The sequence below is a fragment of the Streptomyces sp. NPDC002054 genome (assembly GCF_040296685.1).
GTDB lineage: Bacteria > Actinomycetota > Actinomycetes > Streptomycetales > Streptomycetaceae > Streptomyces.
Genome location: NZ_JBEOXT010000011.1, coordinates 133,645 through 155,934 on the forward strand (window position 1 = coordinate 133,645; position 22,290 = coordinate 155,934).

The following is a 22,290-nucleotide window of genomic DNA, read 5'->3' on the forward strand; positions in this document are numbered from 1 at the left end:
AGGGAAGGAAGGGGCCAGCATGGCGGAACGTGGGGGGCAGGCTGCTGCCTTCGGATTTCAGTACCAATATCTGGTCACGCTGGAGGAGTTACTGGCCGCTACCGAAGGGCGGCGCCCAGGCGTAAGTGCGGCGCTAATCGAACCAACGTGCACCACCGGAGAGGCAGTCCATGACCCGGATGCCATCGACTTCGATTTGGTGGGTGACGGGCGCGCCCCCGTGCTCGCGGCACAAGTGAAATCAGGAGGCCCAGGCACCGAGCTGTCCGCCCCGGCCGCCTTTGCCGTACTCGTACGGATGATCAAAGCCAGGCCGAGCGCCAAGACCTACAGCTTGATCACGAATATGAGACTGCATGCCAAGGCCGTTCGCTTGAACCGCGTGCTGGGCCTCACCGATCCTGACGAGTTGCGACTGGAGCTGGCCAAGCTTCTGGAGCGAAGCCCGAAACAGGAAGAGAACGCGCACAGCCTTGGCCACGACGAGTTGTTGCGGTTGAGTCGCGCACGCATCGTGCCGGATTCTCGCGAGCCTCATGAGCTGCGCGAACACCTACGGGAGCGCATCAGGAGGTTCCGTTCGCAACAGCGCAGCGGCCTCGGCCTGCGCTCAGCGGGGCGCATGACCAATCACCTGGTGTCGGAGATCTTCCGAAGGGCCTGCGGCGAATTCGACGGTGTGCTGACCCTGGACGAATTCCGTTCCGAACTGCTGACAGAGTCCACTCACCTCGCCCACGACCTGGGGAACTTCGACTGGGGCATCATGGTGGGGCCAGTCCCTTCGCAACCGGATCTACCCAGGCCTGAACTGCTGGAGCGCATGCACCGGGCACTCACTGAATCACCCCAGGACCGAGTGGTACGAAGCTGTGCCGTGCTGGGCCTGTCCGGGATCGGGAAGACCAGTGCCGCTGCCGCGTATGCCCACGATGTCGCAGATTCGTACGACCAGATCTTCTGGCTCGATGCGGAAAGCGATGCCGCTCTGGTTGCCTCCTACCGCATCTTGCACGATTGGCTCGCGCCTCAGCACGAGCAGGCGAGCATAGACTCCGGGGTCCTGCGGAACAGGGTGCGCGCCCTCCTGAGCGCGCTCCCAGGCCGATGGCTCATGGTCGTCGACAACGCATCGGACCGTCGCCGGCTCCTTCCGTGGTTGCCCACCGGTGGACGAGGCCACGTGATCATCACTTCCACCAACCAGAGCAGTTGGGCAACCCACCCCCGGCGGGTGAACGTCGCACAGCTCACCACCGAAGAGGCCGTGTCATTGGTCCGCCTGCGCCTGTCCGCGGACGACGCCTTCTGGAGCGAGACGCATGCGCAGGCGGCAACCGAGCTGGTGCGGAACCTGGAGCACTGGCCTCTGGCCATCGAGCTGGCCTGTGGCTACCTGGCCGGCTGCGGGCTCGGCCTCGCGGAGGTACCGCGCTATCTGGAGATCATCCGGGATCGAGCGCTGGACGACGAGCAGTCAGTCCCGCCCGATTACCCGCGCACGTTGGTCGCGGCCATCCTCGTGGCACTGCAGCGGATCGGCCGCGCTGCGAAGGACGGGCGGCAGCAGGACACATCGAGCGCGGCGCTCGCGTCGATCATCACTGCCTCGTACATGGCCTCCCGCCAAATCCCGCTCCAGCTCCTGGTCGCTGCGGCCGTGCTATCGAAGGAGTCCGTCCTACGCAGTGGCCTGAAGGGGCCGATGGTGATGGTCGAGTCGCCTGGGAACTCTCTCAGCGTTCTGGAGATCCACCGCGCCCTGCGGAGCGAATCCCTCGTCCAACGAGGTGAACCACTCAGTGCAGGCGCCCCGCATCGACAGGACGGGCCGAATCACAGCAACGAGCTCGACGAGACGATCAGCATCAACGAGATCGTGCAGCATGTCGTACGAGGACGGCTGGAAGGCTCCGGCGACATGGAGCGGATCCTAAGCCGCGCCGCCTTTCACACCCAAGGCTGGCTCGCGGAGTTCATCGACAACGAGGACGAACACCGCATGCGCCAACTGGTCCCCCACGCACAAAGCCTCGCCGGGCACGCCCTTCGGCTCGGGATCAGCTCCGACGATCTTGCGGTCCTGTACGGCAACCTCGGCGGGGCCCACTTCCGTACGGGAAGCCTGGACGAAGCCCGGATCTGCTTCGAGTCGGAGTTGGCCCTCCTCATGGCCCGCACGGTCCCGGCACCCGTACTCGAACTCAAGACACGGGTGCCCCTCGTTGATCTGATGAGGAAGCGGGGTGCACGACTGGACGAATTGGTCCCGCACCTGAAGCGCATCCGCGAACTAGCGCTCCAGATCGCGGAATCCCGCCCGGCCGATGTGGTCAACGCGGTCGCCAACGTCCTAGCCATGCTCCGTACGGCAACACATCGCGAGGTGCCGGGCGAGCCGGTTGCCCGTCTGATCACCGACCTGCGAGCGCTTGCCGAACGACTCCCCACCACGGCCGTCTCCGAGTTCCTCGCCGACATCGAGCGGATCACACAGGCCTTGAGCGACAAGAACCTGCCCGACCACGAGATCGAGCAACGCTGTCGGACACTGTTGGACGACCCTCGGCTTCCCGTGGTGCTGCGTATCAATGTCATCGCCCTGCTGGCGGAGGCTCTCGCGTTCCAGAAGTGCTGGGCTGGGACTGAGGCGGAACTCGCGAAGCTCGCCACCTTCGCGACAACTTCGAAACTGGACCCCATGCCCATCGCGACGGCCGTGCACAACGTCGGCTTGCAAGTCGGCATGGCCTTCATCCAGAACGACATCGCCGCCCTTCCTGTGCTCCGGAAGCTGGTGGAGATCATCAACCACCCCGATGGGGAACGTCTGGCCAGAGAGCCCGACCAGCCTTTGAAGCTACTGGTTCTGCGCCTCCTGGGCGCCGTCGATCGTGGCGACCGGACCGAGATCAAGGCGCTCCTTGCAGCGCTCGAAGCGGCGGACAAGTCCCTGCTCGACGCAGCGCACGAAATCGGGTGGCGGCTGATCGCCTCCATGGCTGCCATGACAGCCACTGCAGCCCTTTCTGATTGAACCGACGAAATTTGATCTGAGAAGCCGCTACTCGACAGCCCCAGCCGAGGCACAGCTTCGGACGAACGATGCTCTCGTCGGGGATGGGGCCTTCTACGCCTCCACCGCACTGGGCGGCGGACGCCGCCGGACCAGTACGAGTCTCACGACCCGTTGCGGGTCGCGTCCGCGGGACGCCGCCCCCTCGGGCGCGCAGCCGGAACGGGCTCGCCGACAGGCCGAGCGGCCCCAGCAGGACGCAGAACGGGAGACGGCCAGTCGATGTGGCGTAGCCCACCGCGCACAGTCGCCCACTGGCCAGCGGTGAGTCGTCTCCGAGCACTCTCCGCTGGGAAGAATCTGGGGAGAATGAAGCCCCGTTGGGGAGCGGCTGGGGAGAATCGGCCGTGCAAATGGGCAGCAGGGCGAAATGGCCGGAAAGACGGATCGCCGCAGGTCAGAGCGCCTCTCCAGTCGTTTTCCGCAGGTCAACGGCGTGAGGGCGAGGACTTCAAGAAGATCTCCTCCTGGGCCGCCATCCTCTTCGCCCCCACCCTGGTCGGCACGATCTACGGCATGAACTTCGAAATCATGCCGGAACTCCACTGGGCAGGCGGCTACCCCTTCGCAATCCTGCTGATGGCGGTGGTCTGCGTGATCCCCTACGTCATCTTCAAGAAGCGCGACTGGCTATAGACGGTGCCGGCCGTCGCTGCGGTCAGCCCGGATGCGGGGCGCCGCGCACGTATGACGGGTCGGAGTCGTGAGGGAGGAACCCTCTGATTCCGTACTTGTCTGAGATTGATATGGAGAGGTAGATCCGGCACGTCTTGCCGGTGGCGGGGCCTGGGTAGTCGAGCCTGATTCCCGGTGACTCGTCGGGAAAGGTGTCGAACACCCAGGTCGCAGGGCCGGTGTACGTGGAGGGATTCCGACCGGTGTACTGCCCGCAGTTCACCTCAGGTTCTGTCACCCCCTCCAGCTCTGCGGAACCGTCTGCCTGAACCGTCAGACGTCCGTCGTCCGAAGCCGACCAGACCCCCTCCACGTCAGTGACGGTGAGGGGTGGGGGGCTTTGGTCCTCGATCGGGTCCATGAGGAAACCGATCAGCGCCGCAATGAGAGACCCGGCGGCGGCAACCATCAACCAGACGAACCTTCGCGGCCGATCAGTCACTGAATCCCTCTCTTCGGACGGCTGACTCGGGCGCCCCCGAATCCGTGCACGATTTCGCCATAGTCATGATCCAGGCGTTGAACGGCTGCGACCCGGCCTGCAACTTGGCAGCGATCGCTCGGTCGCACGGTCCGGTTCCCGCACCGAAGCCGGACTGGGCGTAGCGGCGGTGGAGGCGTCGGCAGCACGCCGGCGTCCGAGGACGCCGCCTGATCACCGGCTGTCCACACAACACCTAATGATCAACGACGGCCTCACCTGCTCGGGCGCCACCGAAACCAGTAGTTGAGCCCCTCGACCCGGTAGCGAGCGCCAGCAACGAACCGCAGCTCGCCGACAAGCCGCCGCGCGTCGTCCGGCGCCTGGCGGTGTGGCGCCAACAGCAGGTCCAGTTCGTCATAACGGACGTCGATCCCGCCGTAGTCCGGATGGGTCTCCGGTCCGACCTGGCCGGCCTCACGGCGCTCGTTCCACCTGGCGAAGATCGCTCACTGCTCGCGCTCCAGCTCCACCGCGGCCTCACTCGCGGGCCAGACTTGGTACTCATCGGCTTCGTCGGCGTGGTCGTACTGGTGGTTCTCGAAGTAGTGAGGCTTCCCGTCGATGTCAGCAAGGCCGGCGCGCGGTCCGTCGTACCACTCCAGCTCGGTGTGCACACGCTCGAAGCCGTCCGCGATCAACTGCTCTTCGTTCCAGGTCTCAGCCACGCGGGCAGGCTACCGGCGAGCGGCTCCGCATCCGTGATCACGATCTACGGTAGTCAGCCACGCCTGCGCGACGGGCTGCTCAGATCGCTGAGCGTCTGCGAGGCGTGTTTGGGCGCTCCTATACGGGGAGGGCAAGGAACACGACAACAGGCTGCCGTAGCCGGGGAGAATCCGGAGGGTCTGCGCGGGCTCTGCGGAGTGCGTGGGGAGAATCGGTTGGGTATCGCGGCATGGACCCGCGCCCCGGCCCCTCACCGGGTGCCTGGGCGAAGGGCCCCGGCGTGCGCGGTGGGGCCCTTCGGGGTTCTTCGGGTCAGGTGGCGGGTGGTCCGTCTGGTGTTGATGGCAGGTTGTGGAGCCGGGTTACTGGGGACAGGGCTAGTGCGATCAGGACCGCGGCGGAGGCGATTGCCGCCGCCGTCAATGCCCCGTGGGCGCCGATCCGGCCGGACAGGAGGCCCGCGGACAGGCCTCCGAGGGCGCCGCCGCCGAAGAGCAGGGTGCGGAAGACCGCTGTCATGCGGCCCATCATCGACTGCGGGGTACTGGCCTGGCGCAGGCTGACGATGACCACGCCGGCGACGCCGAGTCCGAGGTAGCTGGTGAAGAAGGAGAGGACGAACATCCCCACCATCACCGGCCGGGGGCCGGTGGCCAGGACGATCAGCGTCGGGCCGAGGAGGAGGGCCGACTGGGCGACCAGGTAGACGAGGCCGAGACGGAAGCGGCGGATGACCCTGCGGGAGATCGCCGCGCCGATCAGGCCGCCCACGGAGGCGGTGGCGAAGATACCGCCGAGGGTTGTCGAGTCCAGGTGCAGGTCGCGTGTTCCGTACAGCAGGAACATCGTCCATACGGTGATCATGGAGAAGTTGCAACAGAATCCGATCAGCGCGAGCGATCGCAGGACCGGGTTCTTCAGGACCCAGCGCAGGCCGTCCCGGAGTTCGGTCGGTACGTGCCGTCGTGCGGCCGGGGGCTGGGGTCTTGGCTCGGGGGTGCGGATGAGCAGCAACGAGACCAGGGACACCAGATAGGAGAACGCGTTCACGATCAGTGCCACGGGTGCGGTCAGGGCGCCGATCAGGACACCGGCGAGCCCGGGCCCCGCCACGTCGGCCGCCGATGAGCTCATCCCCATCTTGGCGCCGGCTTCGACATAGTGCTTGGGGTCGCGGACGAGTGTGGGTACGTACGCCATCCAGCTCACGTCGAAGAGGACCGAGGCTACGCCGACCGCGCAGGCGATGGCCAGGAGCGAGGCCATGCTCAGCGCGTCCGTCCAGTACAGGACGGGCACGAGGGCCAGCAGGATCATCCGGACGAGGTTGGCGCCGAGCATGATCCGCCGCCGCCGCGCGCGGTCCACCCACACCCCGAAGATCAGGGCGAGCCCGAGGTACGGGACGAGTTGCAGGAACCGCAGGATGCCGACCTGCTCGTCGGTGGCGTCGAAGGCGAGGATCGCGGTCAGCGGCAGGGCGAGGTTCGTCACCTGGGTGCCCAGGAGCGAGATCGTCTCGCCGAGCCAGAACTTGAGGAAGTCACCGTTGCGCCAGAGGCTTTCCGGGCTCTCCCGGGACGGTTCTGCGGTGCGTGTCCGGGTGGCCGTCATCGCCGTCCCTGGCCCGCGAGGTCCGCGATCGCGTCCGCGACGTGGTCCACTTCCTCCTCGGTGTTGTAGTAGTGGGGTGACAGGCGCAGGCACCAGTCGACGTCCTTGTCCCCGAAGTCGAACTGGGCGAACTCGCGGAAGCTGAGCGCCGAGTTGATGCCGCGGGCGTCCATGGCCGCCTTGAACGGCTGCGGCTGCCAGCCCGTTATGCCGAAGGTGACGAGCGCCGCGAGGCGCGGGCCGCGGTCGAGTACACGTACCCCCGGGATCGGTGCGAGCCGGTCGCGCAGTCGGGCCGCGAGCGCCGGGGTGCGGTGCTCGATGGCCTCGATGCCTACGTTGCGGGCATAGCGGGTCGCGGCGGCGCTGCCGAGCACCGTGGCGTACGGGAACTCCCACTCCTCGAACCGGGCCGCCGTGCCTGCCGGCTCGTAGCCGCCCGGCTCGGTCCAGCGGGCCCCATGCATGTCGATGAACAGCGGTTCGTAGCCCGCGCGCAGGACGCGGTCGGATACGTACAGGAACCCGGAGCCGCGCGGGCCGCGGAGGAACTTGCGGCAGGTGGCGGTGAGGAAGTCGCAGCCGATCTCCGCCACGTCAATGACGAACTGGCCCACCGACTGGCAGGCGTCGACCAGGTAGAGCAGGTCCAACTCGCGGCAGTGGCGGCCGATTTCGGCTACGGGCGAGACGAGGCCCGAGTTGGTGGGGATATGGGTGGCGGACACCAGGCGGGGGCGGTGGGTCCGCATCAGTGCGGCCATCGCCTCCACGTCGACCCCGCCCTCCGGGGTGTTGGGCGCGTGGACGATGCGTACCCCGAAACGCTTGCGCAGGGAGAGGAAGGCGATCTGGTTGGAGACGAAGTCGTCGCGGGTGGTGAGGATGACGTCGTCGGTCTTGAACGGGATCGAGGAGAGGGCGTTGGCGTAGGCGTGGGTGGCGCTGCCCGCGAAGGCGATGTTGTCGGGTGTGGTGTTGATGAGGGCGGCGATCTCGGTGTAGAACTCGCGGACTTCGGCGGCCCGGGCCGCCGATGCCTCGTAACCGCCTATCCGGGCTTCGAGGTTCAGATGGCCGACCATCGCGTCGAGGACCGGGGCCGGCAGCAGTCCGCAGCCCGCGTTGTTGAAGTGGATGGCCTTGCGGCACCCGGGAGTGTCGGCCCGCAGGGCGGCCACGTCCAGCCGAAGTGCTTCCCGACCAGGACCAGAAGCGCTACTGTTGTCTCTCATGAATGACGGTAGCACTTCTGGTGAGTTGGCCAACAGTCTCCGGGCGCTCGTCTCCCGGCTGCCGCCCGGCGACCGGCTGCCGAGCAGCCGGGAGTTGATCAAGGACTACCGGGTCGGCCCGGCGACAGTGGCGCGGGCCATCGCCGCGCTGGCCGCCGAGGGCGCGGTGGTGACCCGTCCGGGCAGTGGGACGTACGTGGCACGGCGCACCCGGCTCCACGGCGGAGCCGATGCCGCTGCCACCGACACCGCCTGGCAGACGGTCGCCCTCACCGACCGCGCCGTCGACACCCACCTGATCGCCGACCCGCTGGGTCCGCCACCGGCCGGGACGATCACGATGGACGGCGGCTACGTACACCGCTCGCTCCAGCCCACCCGGGCCCTGAGCGCGGCGCTCGCGCGGGCGGCACGCCGTCCGGACGCCTGGGACCGCGCCCCGGCCGGCGGCCTGACGGCGCTGCGCACCGTGTTCGCCCGGATCGTCGGCGGCAGCGTTGCACCGGAGGACGTACTGGTCACCGCCGGCGGGCAGAGTGCGCTGTCGATCGCGTTCCGGGCCATCGCCGGGCCCGGCAGCCCGGTCCTGGTCGAGTCCCCCACCTATCCCCGGGCCCTGGCCGCCGCCCGCGCCGCGGGGCTGCGGCCCGTTCCGGTGCCGCTCGACGCCGACGGCCTGCGGCCCGACATGCTGGCCGACGCGTTCGCGATGACCGGCGCACGACTGCTCTACTGCCAGCCGACCTTCCAGAACCCGACCGGCACCGTGCTGGCGCCCGAACGGCGCCGCCAGATCCTCGATGTGGCGCGCGCCTCGGGCGCGTTCGTACTCGAGGACGACTTCGCACGGCATCTGGGACACGGCGGCGCCGTGCCACGACCGCTGGTCGCCGACGACCGCGACGGTACGGTCGTCCACGTCACCTCACTCACCAAGCCGGCCGCACCGAGCCTGCGGATCGGGGCGCTGGTGGCCCGCGGGCCGGTCATGGAACGCATGCGGGCGGTGCGCCTGGTCGACGATTTCTTCGTCACGCGCCCGCTCCAGGAGGCCGCGCTGGAAGTGCTCAGCTCCCCGTCCTGGGACCGGCACGTCCGCTCTCTCGGTACGGAGCTGCGGGAGCGGTGCGCCGTGCTGGCCGCCGCGGTCACCCGGGAGGTCCCCGGTGCGGCCCTGGCCGGGTTGCCCACGGGCGGACTGCACCTGTGGGTTCGCCTGCCGTCGGGCGTGGACGACACGGTCCTCGCCGGCGCCGCCCGGCAACACGGCGTCACCGTGAGCGCCGGCAGCCGCTACTTCGCCACCGAGCCGCCGGCGGCCCACCTGCGCATCGGCTTCGCCGCGACCGCCGATCACGCCGAGCTGACCGAGGGCGCACGTCGGCTGGGAGCCGCGCTCGCGGATGTCGGCCCTGGGCAGGAGTAGGGCGCACGACGAGCATCGGCCTCGGATCGCGCTCCTGACCAGTGGTCATCCGCTTCCCAGGCGGCCACACCCGGGGAGAATCCGGGGAACATGAAGCACCGTTGGGGAGCGGCTGGGGAGGATCGGCCGCATCAATCGGCAGTACGGCGAAACCGTAGACCACCGATGTCCGACCCCATGGCTAGCCTGTCGCCGTGACGCTCACCGATGATCTACAGTTCCCCGCCGCGCTCGCCACTGCGATGGCCGTTCGCTTCGACTACGCAGACGGGAACGGGGTCGACTTCGAGCCCTTCCCGGCCTTCCTGTCCGCTGCCGAGACCACCGACTGGTTCCAGGCGTGGACCGGGAACAGCGAACTGGACGGCAGCGAGTTCCGCGTGTTCGGGCAGGACGGCACGGGCGGGTACGCGGCGTGCTGGCTGATCCGCCCGAGTCGGCCGCTGGCCGAGCAGCCCATAGTCTTCCTCGGTTCCGAGGGGGAGACTGGTGTGGTCGCGCGCGACCTGGGCGACTTCCTGTGGCTGCTGGCCGACGGCTTCGGCCCCTGGGAAGCTGCCACTTCGTACGAGCCCGACTGGACCCCGCGTCCCCATCAGGAACTGACGGCCATCGCCGAACAATTCGCACCGCACCAGCGCCGGTCAGCCACGGCCGTGATCGAACTGGCCGCCCAGGAGTTCCCTGACTTCGACGACACCATCATGGAACTCTGCCGCTGAACCCAACACTCCCACCGGAGGCCGCGATCCTCGCGAGGGTGCCGTGGCGGCGCAGGACGGCCTGCTCGCCGATCGGGCCCCGGGCCTGCTGACAGGGCCGACGCGCAGGCATCCCACTCACCAGTGCGCGCAGCCAGTCATGGCCAGAGGCTACAGCGAGGCTTGACCTCTGCTGTCGCGGAGGCCGCACATAACCGGCGTCACCGGCGTCACTCGATCAGTGGCCACACCGAGAAGGCTCATTCAAGATCGAAACACGTGGGCCCTATTTCGACAATCCTTTTGTTATTCGTCCCACGCGTCAGCGTTCGGGTCGGTACCCTGAGTGCGCTACCGCCCGGAGCAGTTGACATGTCGTGACGAACGATCGCCTCGGCACAGCTGACTCCTCATACTGGAAGGGCGCGAGGGTTGATCAATTTTCTCATCGGTGTTCTTTCTTCATTGGTCGCCACTTGGGCCGGCCTTACTGCCGCCTTCTTATGGTCCGGGCGCTTCCGATGGTTTCTCGTGACGGCGCTGTCCCGACTCAGTGGAGGAGATTTCGGACAGTCTTGGAACAATAAGGCCGAAGCGGAAGCCGACATCAGCAGAGAGATCCGCCGCGCCCGGAAGGTTGACCTGTTCACCGGGCGAGGCAACGAACTCCAGCGGGCCACATTCGGCACTCTGCTGACCGATCACCCGGGTTCCGGAACGCGCCCTAAATTTCGGATCCTCCTTCCTTGTACAGGTTCTGACGACAAGGCCCGATGGACCAGGGACAGAGAATCTGAAATTGCATCGTTCGACAGAAGTTTCGGCTCAGGACAGCTGCACCGCCAGATCGAGACGAACGTCGCGCATGTCGCGCCGTACAACCGCGAGGGTACGGTCGAGACCCGGCGGTACGACTTCCCACATCTCGGCCGCATATGCATAACGGATCAGGTCGCCTATTTCACGCCCTACCTGCCGCACGAGCACGGAAGGGACTCGAAAGTGCTCAAATATACAGCCTCGTCGCCGATGTATCATGCCCTCAACCGTCTTTTCGAAAAACTGTGGGACGGGTCGGAGTGAGGTCACCCGGACCAAGCACTGTCCCGAGAAGGCGAAACCTGTGGTGAAGTGGGTCACCAGGGTGAATGGCTCCGAGACGCAACGATTGCTGGGGGCGTACGCCATTCTGCCGGGAACCGTGGCGTACGGTAACTACCGATTTCCTTCAGTACCTCAGTACACAGACGCGACTCGCGCTCTGATGGAGAAAGGGGAGGGTGATCTTCCGAGTGCTGTGGCTGCTGCGCTGACGGACTGGCATCAGCGTGGCCAGAATGGATGCCTTTTCGCCCGACTCGCCGCGAGCGACTCCAATATTCCGCACTGGAATCGTCTGGTGGTCGATCCAGGCCGCGAACCGGAAGAAATGAGTGAGCTGGAAGCAGAGATACAGAAGAGCATAGAGGACCCGGCAGCGCACCTGCTGAGTATCGCTTGGCCCGGCCTCAGGGAACCCGATGAAATCGTGAGACTGATCGGGGGACTCCTTGAGCTGAGTAGATTCTGGCTTGAGTGCGATATGCGAGTGGGGAACTTACGCAGTGTGCAGATTCGCTATCCCGTATCGAAAGGACTCCAGGCCTGGGTGATGGCATTCGGGCCTTTCGGCTTCCTCCCAGCAACGCGCCGTGCTCCTTTTTTTGAGCTTGTCCTGAGGATTAAGAGAAAACCTGAAACCGCATTTCACAGACTGAATCAGGACGCCTCGGTAGCCCACCTTGCGGACTTTCCTTTGGAAATGAGCGAGCAGCGTTGGGAACACCGCTGGCGAAGCACGATGAATCGGACTCGCGTGATCCTGGGCCATGAACCGGACGCTGCGTCGGCGGCGAAGTCCACCATTCTTCTACCGCTGTCCGATCCCGGTTTGAGAGAAGAACGTTCCACTTGAGCGAGTACGACAAAAACAGGCCTTACGTGCGCTCCCTACATCGCAAACAGGGGCCGGGGCTTCCCATGCAGAACATGGAGATGCTGGAGCTGCTGTGTGACGAAGTGAACGTCAACCCTCGGCAAGTCACGCTGGCCCGTGCGGGAAACCTCGAAGAATTGCAAATCGAGCCAACGGGTGCCCGGGTCGACATCGTTCTCGATGGGGGACCACCGGATTTCCTGGGTTCGGGAGACGAGCTGCTTTCCGGGAGCTTGCGTGTTCGTATCACCTTCGCATGCGAACCGTGTAGTCATGGCGCGTCGCTGGCCTCCGCTCCCATGCGTAAATTCCGTCGGATGCAGAGATTCTGTGGGATCGTTCTCGCCCCGGGCACTGTTGGCCCGAGCGGCTCGCCTGTGCGCACTGTCTTTGGAACGCATCCTCCCGTTCCCGAATCCTTTGCCCAACGCTGTGCGTGGGCTGCTCGCCAGATCCCCGCAGGGCGTGTGGTGCCGTCCGTCCCGTTCCTGAAGGCTGTCGGTGCCAGTGCGGCCTATGCGCGGGTGCTGCCGCGATGGCTCGCCGCGGCCGATCTCGCCGGCGCACCGGTCCACAGGATCCTCACCAGCCGGTTCACCAGCCCTTCATGGTGTGAAAAGGCCGTCCATCGCTTGGGTGATGAAGGACTCCGGCCTTCAGATTTGCGTGCGGCTCAATTCGATCTTTCCAGGCACCTGTGGCTGCCGTGAATCAGGCCCTGGCGCCGGTAGGGGAGCGGCTGGGGAGGATCCCGCTACGCATGGGCGGTTTTGAGGATGTGTGTGGCGATCAGCTTGAACTTCTGGAGGTGGGCGGTGATTTCGGTGCCGTAGTCCGGTGCTTCGACGGTGATGGGCCAGTCCTTGCCCTTGGCCCGGAAGTGGGCCGTGACCTGCTTGGTTCCGGCGAACCGCAGTGCCACGCCCGCCGGCCACTCCTTCAGGGGCAGCAGCAGCCCGTACGGCTCAAACCAGGCGGGTAGCACCAGGGAGGTGAACCCGTCCTTGCCGGGTGCGATCCTGTCGGACGGCACATCGGACTCGTAGGCACCCGAGTGCGGGCCGAGTGTCGCCACATCGGGTCCGGGGTTGTCGATGATCGCCATCACCGTGTCCTCGGTCCGCTCGCGGAGCAGCGACCCGTACATCGCCAGCGTGCTCTCGTGGCCGTCGGCGAGCCGGTCCTGTTTCTTCGCCGAGATCAGGTACGGGATCAGCTCCTCCTGTCCCTTCGCGGTCTCCCGGATCTCGGCGAGCTCGGCAGTGGTCAACTCGACGTCCCGGGCGTCCCGGCTCATGTCGTCCAGGATCATGTCGTCGTCCTGGGGCCGCTCCATGGCCACGCTGAAACTGCCGTTGTTGGGTTCCGTCAGCGACTTCGTCACCGTGTCCGCGATGTCTTCGGGGTTCCTCGCCCCTCGCGCGTCGAGCACGTTCACCGCCAGCGCGGTCTCGTTTCCCCGGTCGTTCGATCCGGTGTGGGAGATCCCCTGCCGGGAGAGGGACCGACGCCCCAGGATTCCGCTGGAGTTGATCGACCGGACCAGCTCGATCAGCGCCGCTGTCCGCATGGCCTGGATGGCGAGGCTCTCTGCGTCCTTCGCCTGCAGGAGCGTCTTGTCGCCCTGCCCTTTCACGAACTCCAGCACCGACAGCGCCGTCGGCGTGAGGAGGTGGGAGAGGTTGTTCTCCTCGATCAGGGCAAGGGGATCGCCGACGCGCGCGCCCCCCACGATCGCCGTCCGCTGGACCGCCGAGCGCTGGATCTGCTGCGCCGGTCCCGGCCCGTTGTGCCCGCAGTCCGCGCCATGGACATGGCGCTCCTGCTCCACCATGCGCGCCACCGCCGCATTGCCCACGGCACGTTGCAGGTCCGTCAGTCCCGCGGGGCGCAGGCCGCCGCCCGTCACACTCCGCGGCGCGACCGCCGGCGTCGGCGTCGGCCGCGCCGTGGCGCCCGTACGGTTCCGTCGTTCGGCTTCGCTCAGTTGTTCCCGGCCATTCACACGCAGTCCTCTCGGTGGATCACCGCGCGCCATCGCACCATGCACGCCGGTCTCCGGGGAAGGGCCGGAAGGGCACCCCCGGGGGCAAGGGGCCGGCCCGTTCGGGGCTCGGCGGGCTGCCGATGGCTCCACCCGCGTGCACGTACCGCGCCCGGCCCGCGCGCCGGAGTGACCGCAGGGCCGACCGGCCGGAGGATGTGCCGAGACGTGTATGCAATCCCACGGGGAAGGGACGGGCGTGTCGGGTCGGAACGTCACCAGCTCAGCCGCTGCGACGCAGCACCATGCCCCCGAGCCGCGTGAGGCCTTCGGCGAGACCCGGTGGCCGATGGCCGCGGCCGTCGTCGCGGCGATGGTACTGACCCTGCTGCTCCCCGACGACCTGCGGCTGGCACCTCGCTGGGTGCTCCCTTCGGTCGAGGGGCTGCTCCTGCTGGCACTGATCGCGGGCGACCCGGGCCGGATCAGCCGGCGCTCGTCCGCCCTGCGTGGCGTGTCGATCGCCCTGGTCGGCGTCCTGGCGCTCAGTGCCGTCTGGTCGACCGTCCGCCTGGTCGACGACCTCATCCACGGTGGGGAGGAAACCAGCTCGGCCGCGAGCCTGCTGCAGGCCGGCGGCGCGGTGTGGGGCGGTACCGTCCTGGCCTTCGCCCTGCTGTACTTCGAACTCGACAGCGGCGGGGCCGCCGCCCGCGCCCGCCGCATGCCCCCCACCCCCGCACTCGCCTTCCCCCAGCAGCTCAGCCCCGAGCTGAACACCGCCGGCTGGCGCCCCCGCTTCATCGACTACCTCTACCTCGGGCTCACCAACGCCACTGCCTTCAGCCCCACCGACGTCATGCCGCTGGCCCCCTGGGCCAAGATCGCCATGGGTGTCCAGTCCCTCGTCTCGCTGCTCATCCTCGGCCTCGTCGTCGCCCGCGCCGTCAACGTTCTTGCCTAGCGGCTACTGGCGGCTATGTGACGTCTTTGCGACGCGCGTATGGCGGTACGGCTGGGCGTGGGTGACACTCCGCATACGGATACCCCCGCACCGGCGCCGCCGACGCGTCCCCGGATGATCGTTAATCGGCCACGGCGTTGTGTTTATTGCCCGGGCCCAGTCGCCTGATGAACGCTTGAGGCCAGGGACAAAGGCCCGCGCGCCGAGTCCCTGGACATTGACATCAGCGGGGGAACGCTCTATGGACATGCTCATCGCGGGAGCCGGGGTTGGGGGCCTGACCGCGGCGTTGAGTCTTCATGCGGCGGGGTTCGAGAAGGTGCGGGTGGTGGAGGCCGCGCCCGTGATCCTGCCCTTGGGTGCGGGAGTGAACCTGCTGCCCAACGCCGTGCGCGAGCTCGCGGCGCTCGGACTGTACGAAAGGATCGCCGAGCAGGCCGCGCCCATCGAGGAACTGGGCTACTACAACCAGTGGGGACAGCCCATCTGGCAGGAACCCCGGGGACGGGCCGCCGGCTACCGCATGCCGCAGCTCGCGGTCCATCGCGGTGCGCTGCACTCCGTCCTGGTCGAGGCCGTCACCGAGCGGCTCGGGCCGGATGCGATCCTCACCGACGCCCGGTTCACCGGGTTCACCGAGTCCGCCGGAGGCCGGGTGCGTGCGCAGCTGGCGCATCGCAACCCCGACAGGGCGGGCAGTGAGATCGCGGCCGACGTGCTCGTCGGAGCCGACGGGATCCGGTCCGCGGTGCGGGCCGCGCTGTACCCGCAGGAGGGCGCCCCGCCCCACAACGGTGTGGTGGTGTGGCGCGCGACGACCCGTACGCGTCCGTTCCTCGGCGGCCGGGCGATGGCCGTCATGGGCGACGGGCGGTGGAAGGCGGTCGTCTATCCGCTGGCCGCCGAGCCGGACGGCGACGGCCTGGTCCCGGTCAACTGGGCGGTCTCCCGCACCACGGACTCCGGCGACCCGGCCGACCGGGAGTACGAGAACGGGAACGGCAATGGGAACGGGAACCGGCCGGTGCCGCGCGAGCGGTTCCGGCCCCACTTCGCCGACTGGCGCTGCGGGGACCTCGCCCTGTCCGAGGTGCTCGCGGACGAGGAGCCGGTGATGGAGTTCCCCATGATCGACCGCGACCCGCTGCCGCGCTGGTCCTTCGGACACAGCACCCTGCTGGGGGACGCGGCACACGCCATGGCCCCCATGGGGTCCAACGCCACCAGCCAGGCGGTCATCGACGCCCGCGCCCTGGCCCACGCCCTCGCCTCGCACCCGGAGCCGGCCGCCGCCCTCCGGGCGTACGACCGGGAACGGCGCCCGGCGATGAACCGTTTGCAGGTGCTGAACCGGGCCAAGGGGCCCGAAGTGGTCATCGACATGGCCTCGACCCGGGCACCGGGTGGGTTCACCCGCATCGACGAGGTCATCCCCGAGGCCGTGCTCGCCGAGGTGTCCCGCTCCTACGCGTACGCCTCCCACGCCGACCTGGGGGCGGCCAACGGCCCGTCCCGCTACGAGGCCCCCGCCCACGGCGGGCGGCCGGCCCGCCGGGTGGGCTGACCCCCCGGGTCCAGAGCCGCCTCGCCGCCTCACCGTGTTCGGCGCGGCCACCTATCGCCCTTTTCGTATATTTTGCCTTAGTTCAGGAGAGACATGCCCCGCAGTGGCCAGGACTACCTCGACTCCCTCCGGGACGGCCGCGCCGTATGGCTGGACGGCGAGCTGGTCAAGGACGTCACCGAGCACCCCGCCTTCCGCAACACCGCCCGCTCGATAGCGCATCTCTACGACCTGGCGCAGCAGGACGGGCTGCGCGACACGCTCACCGTTCGCCCCGACGGTGCTGACGTGAGTGTGCTGCGCGCCTACCACGTGCCCCGCAGCCACGCCGAACTCGTCGAGCGCCGCAAGGCGTTCAAGACCTGGTCGGAGGCCAGCTTCGGGTTCCTCGGCCGGTCCCCCGACTACATGGCCGCCGGCATCGCGGGCTTCGTCTCCGCCCCGGAGATCTTCGCCGGGCGCGAGTTCGACGGCCGGTCAAACCTCGAGGCGTACTACCGGCGGATGGCCGAAGGCAGCCTGTACCAGTCCTTCACGATCACCAACCCGCAGATCGACCGGACCAAATCCGCCTCCGAACAGGAGGAGGACGACCTCTACGTACGGGTCGTCAAGGAGAAGGACGACGGCATCGTCGTGCGCGGCGCCAAGATGATCGGCACCGCCGCCGTCTTCGGCGACGAGATCATCGTCGGCACCATCGAGCCGCTCGCTCCGCAGGACGTCGAGTACGCCCTGACCTTCTCCATCCCCATCGACACCCCGGGCCTGAAGTTCATCTCCCGCACCTCCTACGAGGCCGGGGCCCGCAGCGTCTTCGACAACCCGCTGTCCTCCCGCTTCGACGAGAACGACGCGCTGCTCGTCTGCGACGACGTGTTCGTCCCCTGGGAGCGGGTGCTCACCTACCGCGACGTCGAGTCCAGCTTCCTGATGTGGTGGGGCACCCCCGCGTACCACAACTTCGTCCACCAGGCCGGGGTCCGCTACTGGACCAAGCTGGAGTTCCTCACCGGCCTCGCCATCCTCATCGCCAAGGCCAACAACACCTACTCCCTGCCTCCGGTCCAGATGCAGATCGGACGGCTGATCGGCTGGCTCAACATCGCCAAGTCGATGGTCCTGGCGGCGGAGAGCGAGTACGAGACGGTCGGCGGCCCCGGCGGCCCGGTGCACATCAACCGGGAGATCGCCTCCGCCCACCGCGCCATGGCCGGCGACCTGTACCCCAAGGTGCTCGCCGAGCTGAAGATGCTGGCCGGTGGCGGACTCATCCAGCTGCCCGCGTCCGGCTACGACCTGGGCCACCCCGAACTGGGCCCGCTGGTCGCCAAGTACGTCCGCTCCCCCGGCCACCCGGCCGAGCAGCGCATCAAGCTGATGAAGCTGGCCTGGGACGCGCTGGGCTCGGAGTTCGCCAGCCGCCACGAGCAGTACGAGCGCTTCTACCACGGCGCCCCGCACGTCTACCTGCCCGGCATCGTCCGCGACGGCCGCCCCGACCTGCTCGAGGCGTTCACCCAGTCCTGCCTGGACGGCTACGACCTCGGCGACGGCCCGTCCGGGCAGTGGAGCGGCCATGATGGCAGCTGACCGCAACCGCACCTGGGCGCTCGCCCTCCTCGCCTCCACCCAGTTCGTCCTGATCCTGGACACCTCCGTCATCAACGTGGCCGCCCCCTCCATGGGTGCGGACCTGGACATCTCGCCCGCCGCGCTGTCCTGGGTGGCCAATGCCTACCTCGTCTCCTTCGGCGGACTGCTGCTGCTGAGCGGGCGCGCGGCCGATGTGCTGGGCCGCCGCCGGCTCTACATCGCCGGCCTCGCCACCCTCTCCGTCGCCTCCCTCCTGGGCAGCTTCGCCAACAGCGCCGCCCTGCTGATCACGGCCCGTGCCGTGCAGGGCATCGGCGCCGCGATGGCCGCGGCAGCCGCCCTCGCCCTGCTCCTCATGCTCTTCGAGGACGGACCCGAACGGCACAAGGCCCTCGGCGTCTTCGCGGCCATGGCGGGAGCGGGCGGCGCGGCGGGCACCGTCCTGGGCGGGGTGCTCACCAGCTGGCTCGGCTGGGAGTCGACGTTCGCGATGAACGTGGTCGTCGGCCTCGCGCTGATCGCCCCCGCCACCCGGCTGCTCCCGCCCGGCCGCGCCGCCGCCGGCGACCGCCGCGGCTTCGACCTGCCCGGCGCGACCACCGTGACCCTCGGCCTCGCCCTGCTGGCGTACGCACTGGTCAGCAGCGGGGAGGCGGGCTGGAGCGCGCCGGAGACCTGGCTGACCGGCGGTGCGGCCGTCGTCCTGCTCGTCGTGTTCGTCGTGGTCGAGCGCCGGGCCGCGTTCCCGCTCGTCCCGCCGGAGGTCTTCCGGCGTCGCACCCTGCGGCTGGCGAACCTGCTCGCCGCGATGTGGCAGATGGCCCTGTTCCCGATGTTCTTCCTGGTCAGCCTCTATCTCCAGGCGGTTCTGGGGTACGAGGCGGTCAGTGGCGGTCTCGGGCTGCTGCCGCTGTCCCTGGTCGTGGTGGCCGTGGCGTCCTTCACCGACCGGCTGATCGGCCGGTTCGGGCTGCGGGCCGTGATGTGCACGGGATTCGTGCTGGTCGCCGCCGGCATGGCCTGGCAGTCGCTGCTCTCGCCCACCGGCTCCTTCGCCGCCGACGTACTGCCGCCCAGCCTGCTGCTCGGCGTCGCCCTGCCGCTGGTGTCGATCACCACCAATATCGCCGCGACCCTGGGCACCGCGGAACACGAGGCCGGCCTCGCCTCCGGCCTGGTCAACACCAGCATGCAGTTCGGCTCCGTGCTCGGCCTGGCGATCCTCTCCGGCGTCGCCGCGGCCCGCACCGAGGCCGTGGGCCCGGCCGGCGGTGCCGACGCGGCCCTCACCGAGGGGTTCAGCCTCGCCTTCCTGGTCGGCGGCGCACTGGCCCTGGCCGCCGCCCTGTTCAGCACCCGGCTGGTCGTACCCGCGGCCCCGCCCGTACCGGCCGCACCACCCGTATCACCTGCATCGCCCGCACCCCCGCAGCTTCCGACCGGCACGCAGCCGGCCGGCAGTATCGGAACAGAGAGGTAGGAACACATGACCGAGGACCGCCCGAGGCGTTTCCTGGTAACGGGAGTCACCGGCTTCCAGGGCGGGGCCGTGGCCCGGCTGCTCGCCGCCCGCGGACACGAGGTGCGCGGCCTGGCCCGCCACCCCGAAGGGGTCACCGGCCCCGTCGACCCCGCCGTCACCTTCGTCCCCGGTGACCTGGGCAACGCCGAGGACGTCCGGCGGGCGTTCGAGGGCGTCACCCACGCCGCCGTGGTGCTGCCGCTGGTGTACGACATCGAGACCGTCACCGGCTACGCCCGCAACATCGCCGACGCCGCCCGCGAGGCCGGGGTCGAGCGGCTCGTCTACAACGTCAACACCCCGCTGCCCGAGGACACCACGCCCTACGCCGGGTTCGAGAGCCGGCGGGCCGCCGAGGAGGTGCTGCGCGCGAGCGGCGTGCCCACCGTGGTCGTCCGCCCGCCGGTCTACCTCGACAACCTCTTCAGCCCGTGGAACGGCCCGGCCCTGGTCAACGACGGGGTGCTGGCCTACCCTCTGCCCGCCGACCAGCGCGTGGCCTGGCTGTCGCACGTCGACCTCGCCGAGCTCGTCGTCGCCGCGCTGGAGAAGGACGGCGTGACCGACCGGGTGCTGCCCATCGGTGGCGCCGATGTGCTCACCGGCCCGGAGCTCGCCGCGCTGTTTGCCCAGGTGCTGGGCCGGGAAGTCAGCTATCTCCCGCTGCCCGTCGACCAGTTCGAGCAGGGCCTGGGACAGGTGGTGGGTGCCGAGGCCGCCGCGGGCGTCGCCGGGATCTACCACCATGTCGGAACCGGGGACGCCCCGGACCTGCTGCACACCGACCCCCGGCGGGTCGAGTCCGAGCTCGGGGTACGGCTCACGCCGACCATCGAGTGGATCAAGGCGCAGCCCTGGGACCACTGGGCCCCGGCGGCGCACTGAACCGGCCCGGTGTCAGGGGCACGGCCACCGGCCGGCGCCCCTGACACCGGGGCGGCACGCACGGGGGAACACGGGGGAGGAAAAGAAACACATGTTACGCAACAGCGGGGCTCCGATCGCAGTGATCGGCATGGCCTGCCGACTGCCCGGCGCAGACAGCCCCGAAGCACTCTGGAACCTGCTCGACAACGGCACCGACGCCACCGGGGCGCTGCCCCGCGACCGGTTCGCAGGCGACAGTAACAGCGGCACTCGCGGCGGGTTTCTCGATGAAGTCGACGCCTTCGACGCGGACTTCTTCGGCATCACCGACGACGAGGCCGCCCTGATCGACCCGCAGCAGCGGCTGCTCCTCACCACGGCGTGGGAGGCCCTGGAGGACGCGGGCACCCTGCCCGGTTCGCTGGCGGGCACCCGTACCGCCGTGTACGCCGGCCAGAGCCACGGTGACCACTGGGACCGGCTGCGCGATGCCGGGGCCGAGGACCGCCTCGACCCGCTCGGCAGCCTCGCCGGAACCCAGCAGAGGTCCCTGCTCGCGGGCCGGATCTCGTACGCCTTCGGCCTGCACGGGCCCAGCGTGACCGTCGACACCGGACAGGCGTCCTCGCTCACCGCCGTGCACCTGGCCTGCCTGAGCCTGCGGGCCGGGGAGGCCGCCCTGGCCCTGGCCGGCGGCGCGAACACGGTCCTGGCCCCCGCGGCCGGCCGGCTGTTCGGCCGAGCCGGGGTGCTCGCACCCGACGGGCGCTGCAAGTTCGCCGACGCTTCGGCGAACGGCTTCGTCCGCTCCGACGGCGTCGGCATGGTCGTGCTCAAGCCCCTCGACCGGGCGCTGGCCGACGGTGACCGTGTCCGGGCCGTGCTGCTCGGCAGCGCGGTCGGCAACGACGGCGCCACCAAGGAACGGCTGACCGACCCGTCCCGCACCGGCCAGCGGCTCGCGATGCGCTGGGCCTACGAGGACGCCGGGGTGTCCCCCGGGGACGTCGACTACGTGGAGGCGCACGGCACCGGCACCCGGATCGACGCGGTGGAACTCGGGGCGTTGAACGAGGTGCTCGGCGAGGGCCGCCCGGCCGGACGTCCGGTGCTCGTCGGGTCCCTGAAGACGAACATCGGCCACTGCGAGGCGGCGGCCGGCGTCGCGGGCCTCATCAAGACCGTGCTGTGCCTGGAGCACCGGGCCGTGCCGGCCAGCCTGCACCTGAAGGAGCCCTCGCCGCTGGTCGACTGGGACCGGCTCCCGCTCGTCGTGCCCACCACGACCCGGCCCCTGCCGCCCCGCCGGCCCGGCCGCCCGCACCTGGCCGCGGTCAACGGCCAGAGCATCTCGGGCGTCAACGTCCACGTCGTCCTGGCGTCCGCGCCCGAGTCCATATCCGAGTCCGCCCCCGAAGCCGTACCGGACGGCCCCTGGCCGCTGGTCCTGTCCGCGCCGACCGCGGACCAACTCGCCGCCCTCGTCCGGGCCTACCTCGCGCACCTCGCGCCCGACGGCCCCGGACGCCGCGACCACGCGCGGGACATCTGCTGGACGTCGGCGACCCGCCGCACCCGGCACCACCACACGCTCACCGTGCGCGGTGACAGCCACGCCGCGCTGCACCGGGCGCTCGCCGAGTGGTGTACCCGCCCCACCGAGAGCGCACCGGAACCCGAGGCGGCGGCCTTCGCCGCTGCGCCCGGCCGGGTGGTCACCCTGCCACCCCACCCGTGGCGCGGCGGGCGCCACTCCCTGCTCACCGCCACCGGCTGAGCAGGGCCGCCTCCGGCCACGACCACGACCGCCGGCTCCGGCAACCGCCCCGTCCGGTGATCTGGCGCCGCGGGCGCGCGACACTCCGTCGCCTCCCCCACGCCCGCTACCGAGCTTCCCTCCCTCTCCGCCACGCGTCATGGCCGCCACCCGCCCCGCGCCGA

General features: G+C 69.0%; 17 protein-coding genes and 1 pseudogene. 13 read left to right on the top strand and 5 right to left on the bottom strand.

Features of this window, described 5'->3' with window-relative positions; translation table 11 throughout:
• Positions 1-19: 19 nt before the first annotated feature.
• Entirely contained in the window at positions 20-3,037 is a 3,018-nt protein-coding gene (locus tag ABT123_RS12915; protein ID WP_351312682.1) for a tetratricopeptide repeat-containing protein, read from the top strand.
• Positions 3,038-3,520: 483 nt separating this feature from the next.
• Positions 3,521-3,712: pseudogene (locus ABT123_RS12920) on the top strand (CorA family divalent cation transporter); the annotation flags it as partial.
• A gap of 22 nt (positions 3,713-3,734) precedes the next feature.
• On the opposite strand, the gene ABT123_RS12925 reads toward ABT123_RS12920, so the two are convergent.
• The 4 genes from ABT123_RS12925 to ABT123_RS12940 all read right to left on the bottom strand — a co-directional run bounded on the left by ABT123_RS12925 (position 3,735) and on the right by ABT123_RS12940 (position 7,696).
• Positions 3,735-4,160: a hypothetical protein gene (locus ABT123_RS12925; RefSeq protein ID WP_351312684.1), complete on the bottom strand. Its 426-nt coding sequence runs from the start codon at positions 4,158-4,160 to the stop codon at positions 3,735-3,737.
• 521 nt (positions 4,161-4,681) lie between these two features.
• Positions 4,682-4,900, bottom strand: coding sequence for a hypothetical protein (locus tag ABT123_RS12930; protein ID WP_351312685.1), 219 nt, complete (start codon positions 4,898-4,900; stop codon positions 4,682-4,684).
• A gap of 313 nt (positions 4,901-5,213) precedes the next feature.
• Positions 5,214-6,515, bottom strand: coding sequence for an MFS transporter (locus ABT123_RS12935; protein ID WP_351312687.1), 1,302 nt, complete (start codon positions 6,513-6,515; stop codon positions 5,214-5,216).
• Complete coding sequence (locus ABT123_RS12940; RefSeq protein WP_351312688.1) at positions 6,512-7,696, bottom strand: aminotransferase class V-fold PLP-dependent enzyme; 1,185 nt, start codon at positions 7,694-7,696, stop codon at positions 6,512-6,514. Before ABT123_RS12940 ends, ABT123_RS12935 begins: the two co-directional genes overlap by 4 nt.
• A gap of 52 nt (positions 7,697-7,748) precedes the next feature.
• Between ABT123_RS12940 and ABT123_RS12945 the strand changes: the two genes are divergently transcribed.
• The 5 genes from ABT123_RS12945 to ABT123_RS12965 all read left to right on the top strand — a co-directional run bounded on the left by ABT123_RS12945 (position 7,749) and on the right by ABT123_RS12965 (position 12,562).
• Complete coding sequence (locus ABT123_RS12945; protein ID WP_351312689.1) at positions 7,749-9,176, top strand: aminotransferase-like domain-containing protein; 1,428 nt, start codon at positions 7,749-7,751, stop codon at positions 9,174-9,176.
• Between the two features lie 194 nt (positions 9,177-9,370).
• Entirely contained in the window at positions 9,371-9,898 is a 528-nt protein-coding gene (locus ABT123_RS12950) for an SMI1/KNR4 family protein (RefSeq protein ID WP_502970944.1), read from the top strand.
• Positions 9,899-10,309: 411 nt separating this feature from the next.
• Positions 10,310-10,960 (top strand): hypothetical protein, encoded by a 651-nt coding sequence (locus tag ABT123_RS12955; protein ID WP_351312691.1) that lies wholly within the window; start codon positions 10,310-10,312, stop codon positions 10,958-10,960.
• 40 nt (positions 10,961-11,000) lie between these two features.
• Positions 11,001-11,831: a hypothetical protein gene (locus tag ABT123_RS12960; RefSeq protein ID WP_351312693.1), complete on the top strand. Its 831-nt coding sequence runs from the start codon at positions 11,001-11,003 to the stop codon at positions 11,829-11,831.
• Positions 11,828-12,562, top strand: a complete 735-nt coding sequence (locus tag ABT123_RS12965; protein WP_351312695.1) for a hypothetical protein — start codon at positions 11,828-11,830, stop codon at positions 12,560-12,562. The genes ABT123_RS12960 and ABT123_RS12965 overlap by 4 nt, the downstream gene beginning before the upstream one ends.
• A gap of 44 nt (positions 12,563-12,606) precedes the next feature.
• On the opposite strand, the gene ABT123_RS12970 is transcribed toward ABT123_RS12965, so the two are convergent.
• A complete protein-coding gene (locus tag ABT123_RS12970) occupies positions 12,607-13,686 on the bottom strand; it encodes a hypothetical protein (protein WP_351312697.1) in 1,080 nt (359 codons plus the stop codon).
• Positions 13,687-14,095: 409 nt separating this feature from the next.
• Between ABT123_RS12970 and ABT123_RS12975 the strand changes: the two genes are divergently transcribed.
• From ABT123_RS12975 to ABT123_RS13000, 6 genes are all read left to right on the top strand, one after another.
• Positions 14,096-14,800, top strand: a complete 705-nt coding sequence (locus ABT123_RS12975; RefSeq protein ID WP_351312699.1) for a hypothetical protein — start codon at positions 14,096-14,098, stop codon at positions 14,798-14,800.
• A gap of 241 nt (positions 14,801-15,041) precedes the next feature.
• Entirely contained in the window at positions 15,042-16,364 is a 1,323-nt protein-coding gene (locus ABT123_RS12980; RefSeq protein WP_351312701.1) for an FAD-dependent monooxygenase, read from the top strand.
• A 93-nt stretch (positions 16,365-16,457) separates the two neighbouring features.
• Positions 16,458-17,957, top strand: a complete 1,500-nt coding sequence (locus tag ABT123_RS12985; RefSeq protein ID WP_351312703.1) for a 4-hydroxyphenylacetate 3-hydroxylase family protein — start codon at positions 16,458-16,460, stop codon at positions 17,955-17,957.
• Positions 17,944-19,440 carry an MFS transporter gene (locus ABT123_RS12990; RefSeq protein WP_351312704.1) on the top strand — a complete coding sequence of 499 codons (1,497 nt, stop codon included), beginning with the start codon at positions 17,944-17,946 and terminating at the stop codon, positions 19,438-19,440. Before ABT123_RS12985 ends, ABT123_RS12990 begins: the two co-directional genes overlap by 14 nt.
• A 6-nt stretch (positions 19,441-19,446) precedes the next feature.
• Entirely contained in the window at positions 19,447-20,367 is a 921-nt protein-coding gene (locus tag ABT123_RS12995) for an SDR family oxidoreductase (RefSeq protein ID WP_351312706.1), read from the top strand.
• 91 nt (positions 20,368-20,458) lie between these two features.
• Positions 20,459-22,126, top strand: coding sequence for a beta-ketoacyl synthase N-terminal-like domain-containing protein (locus ABT123_RS13000; RefSeq protein ID WP_351312707.1), 1,668 nt, complete (start codon positions 20,459-20,461; stop codon positions 22,124-22,126).
• Positions 22,127-22,290 lie beyond the last annotated feature (164 nt).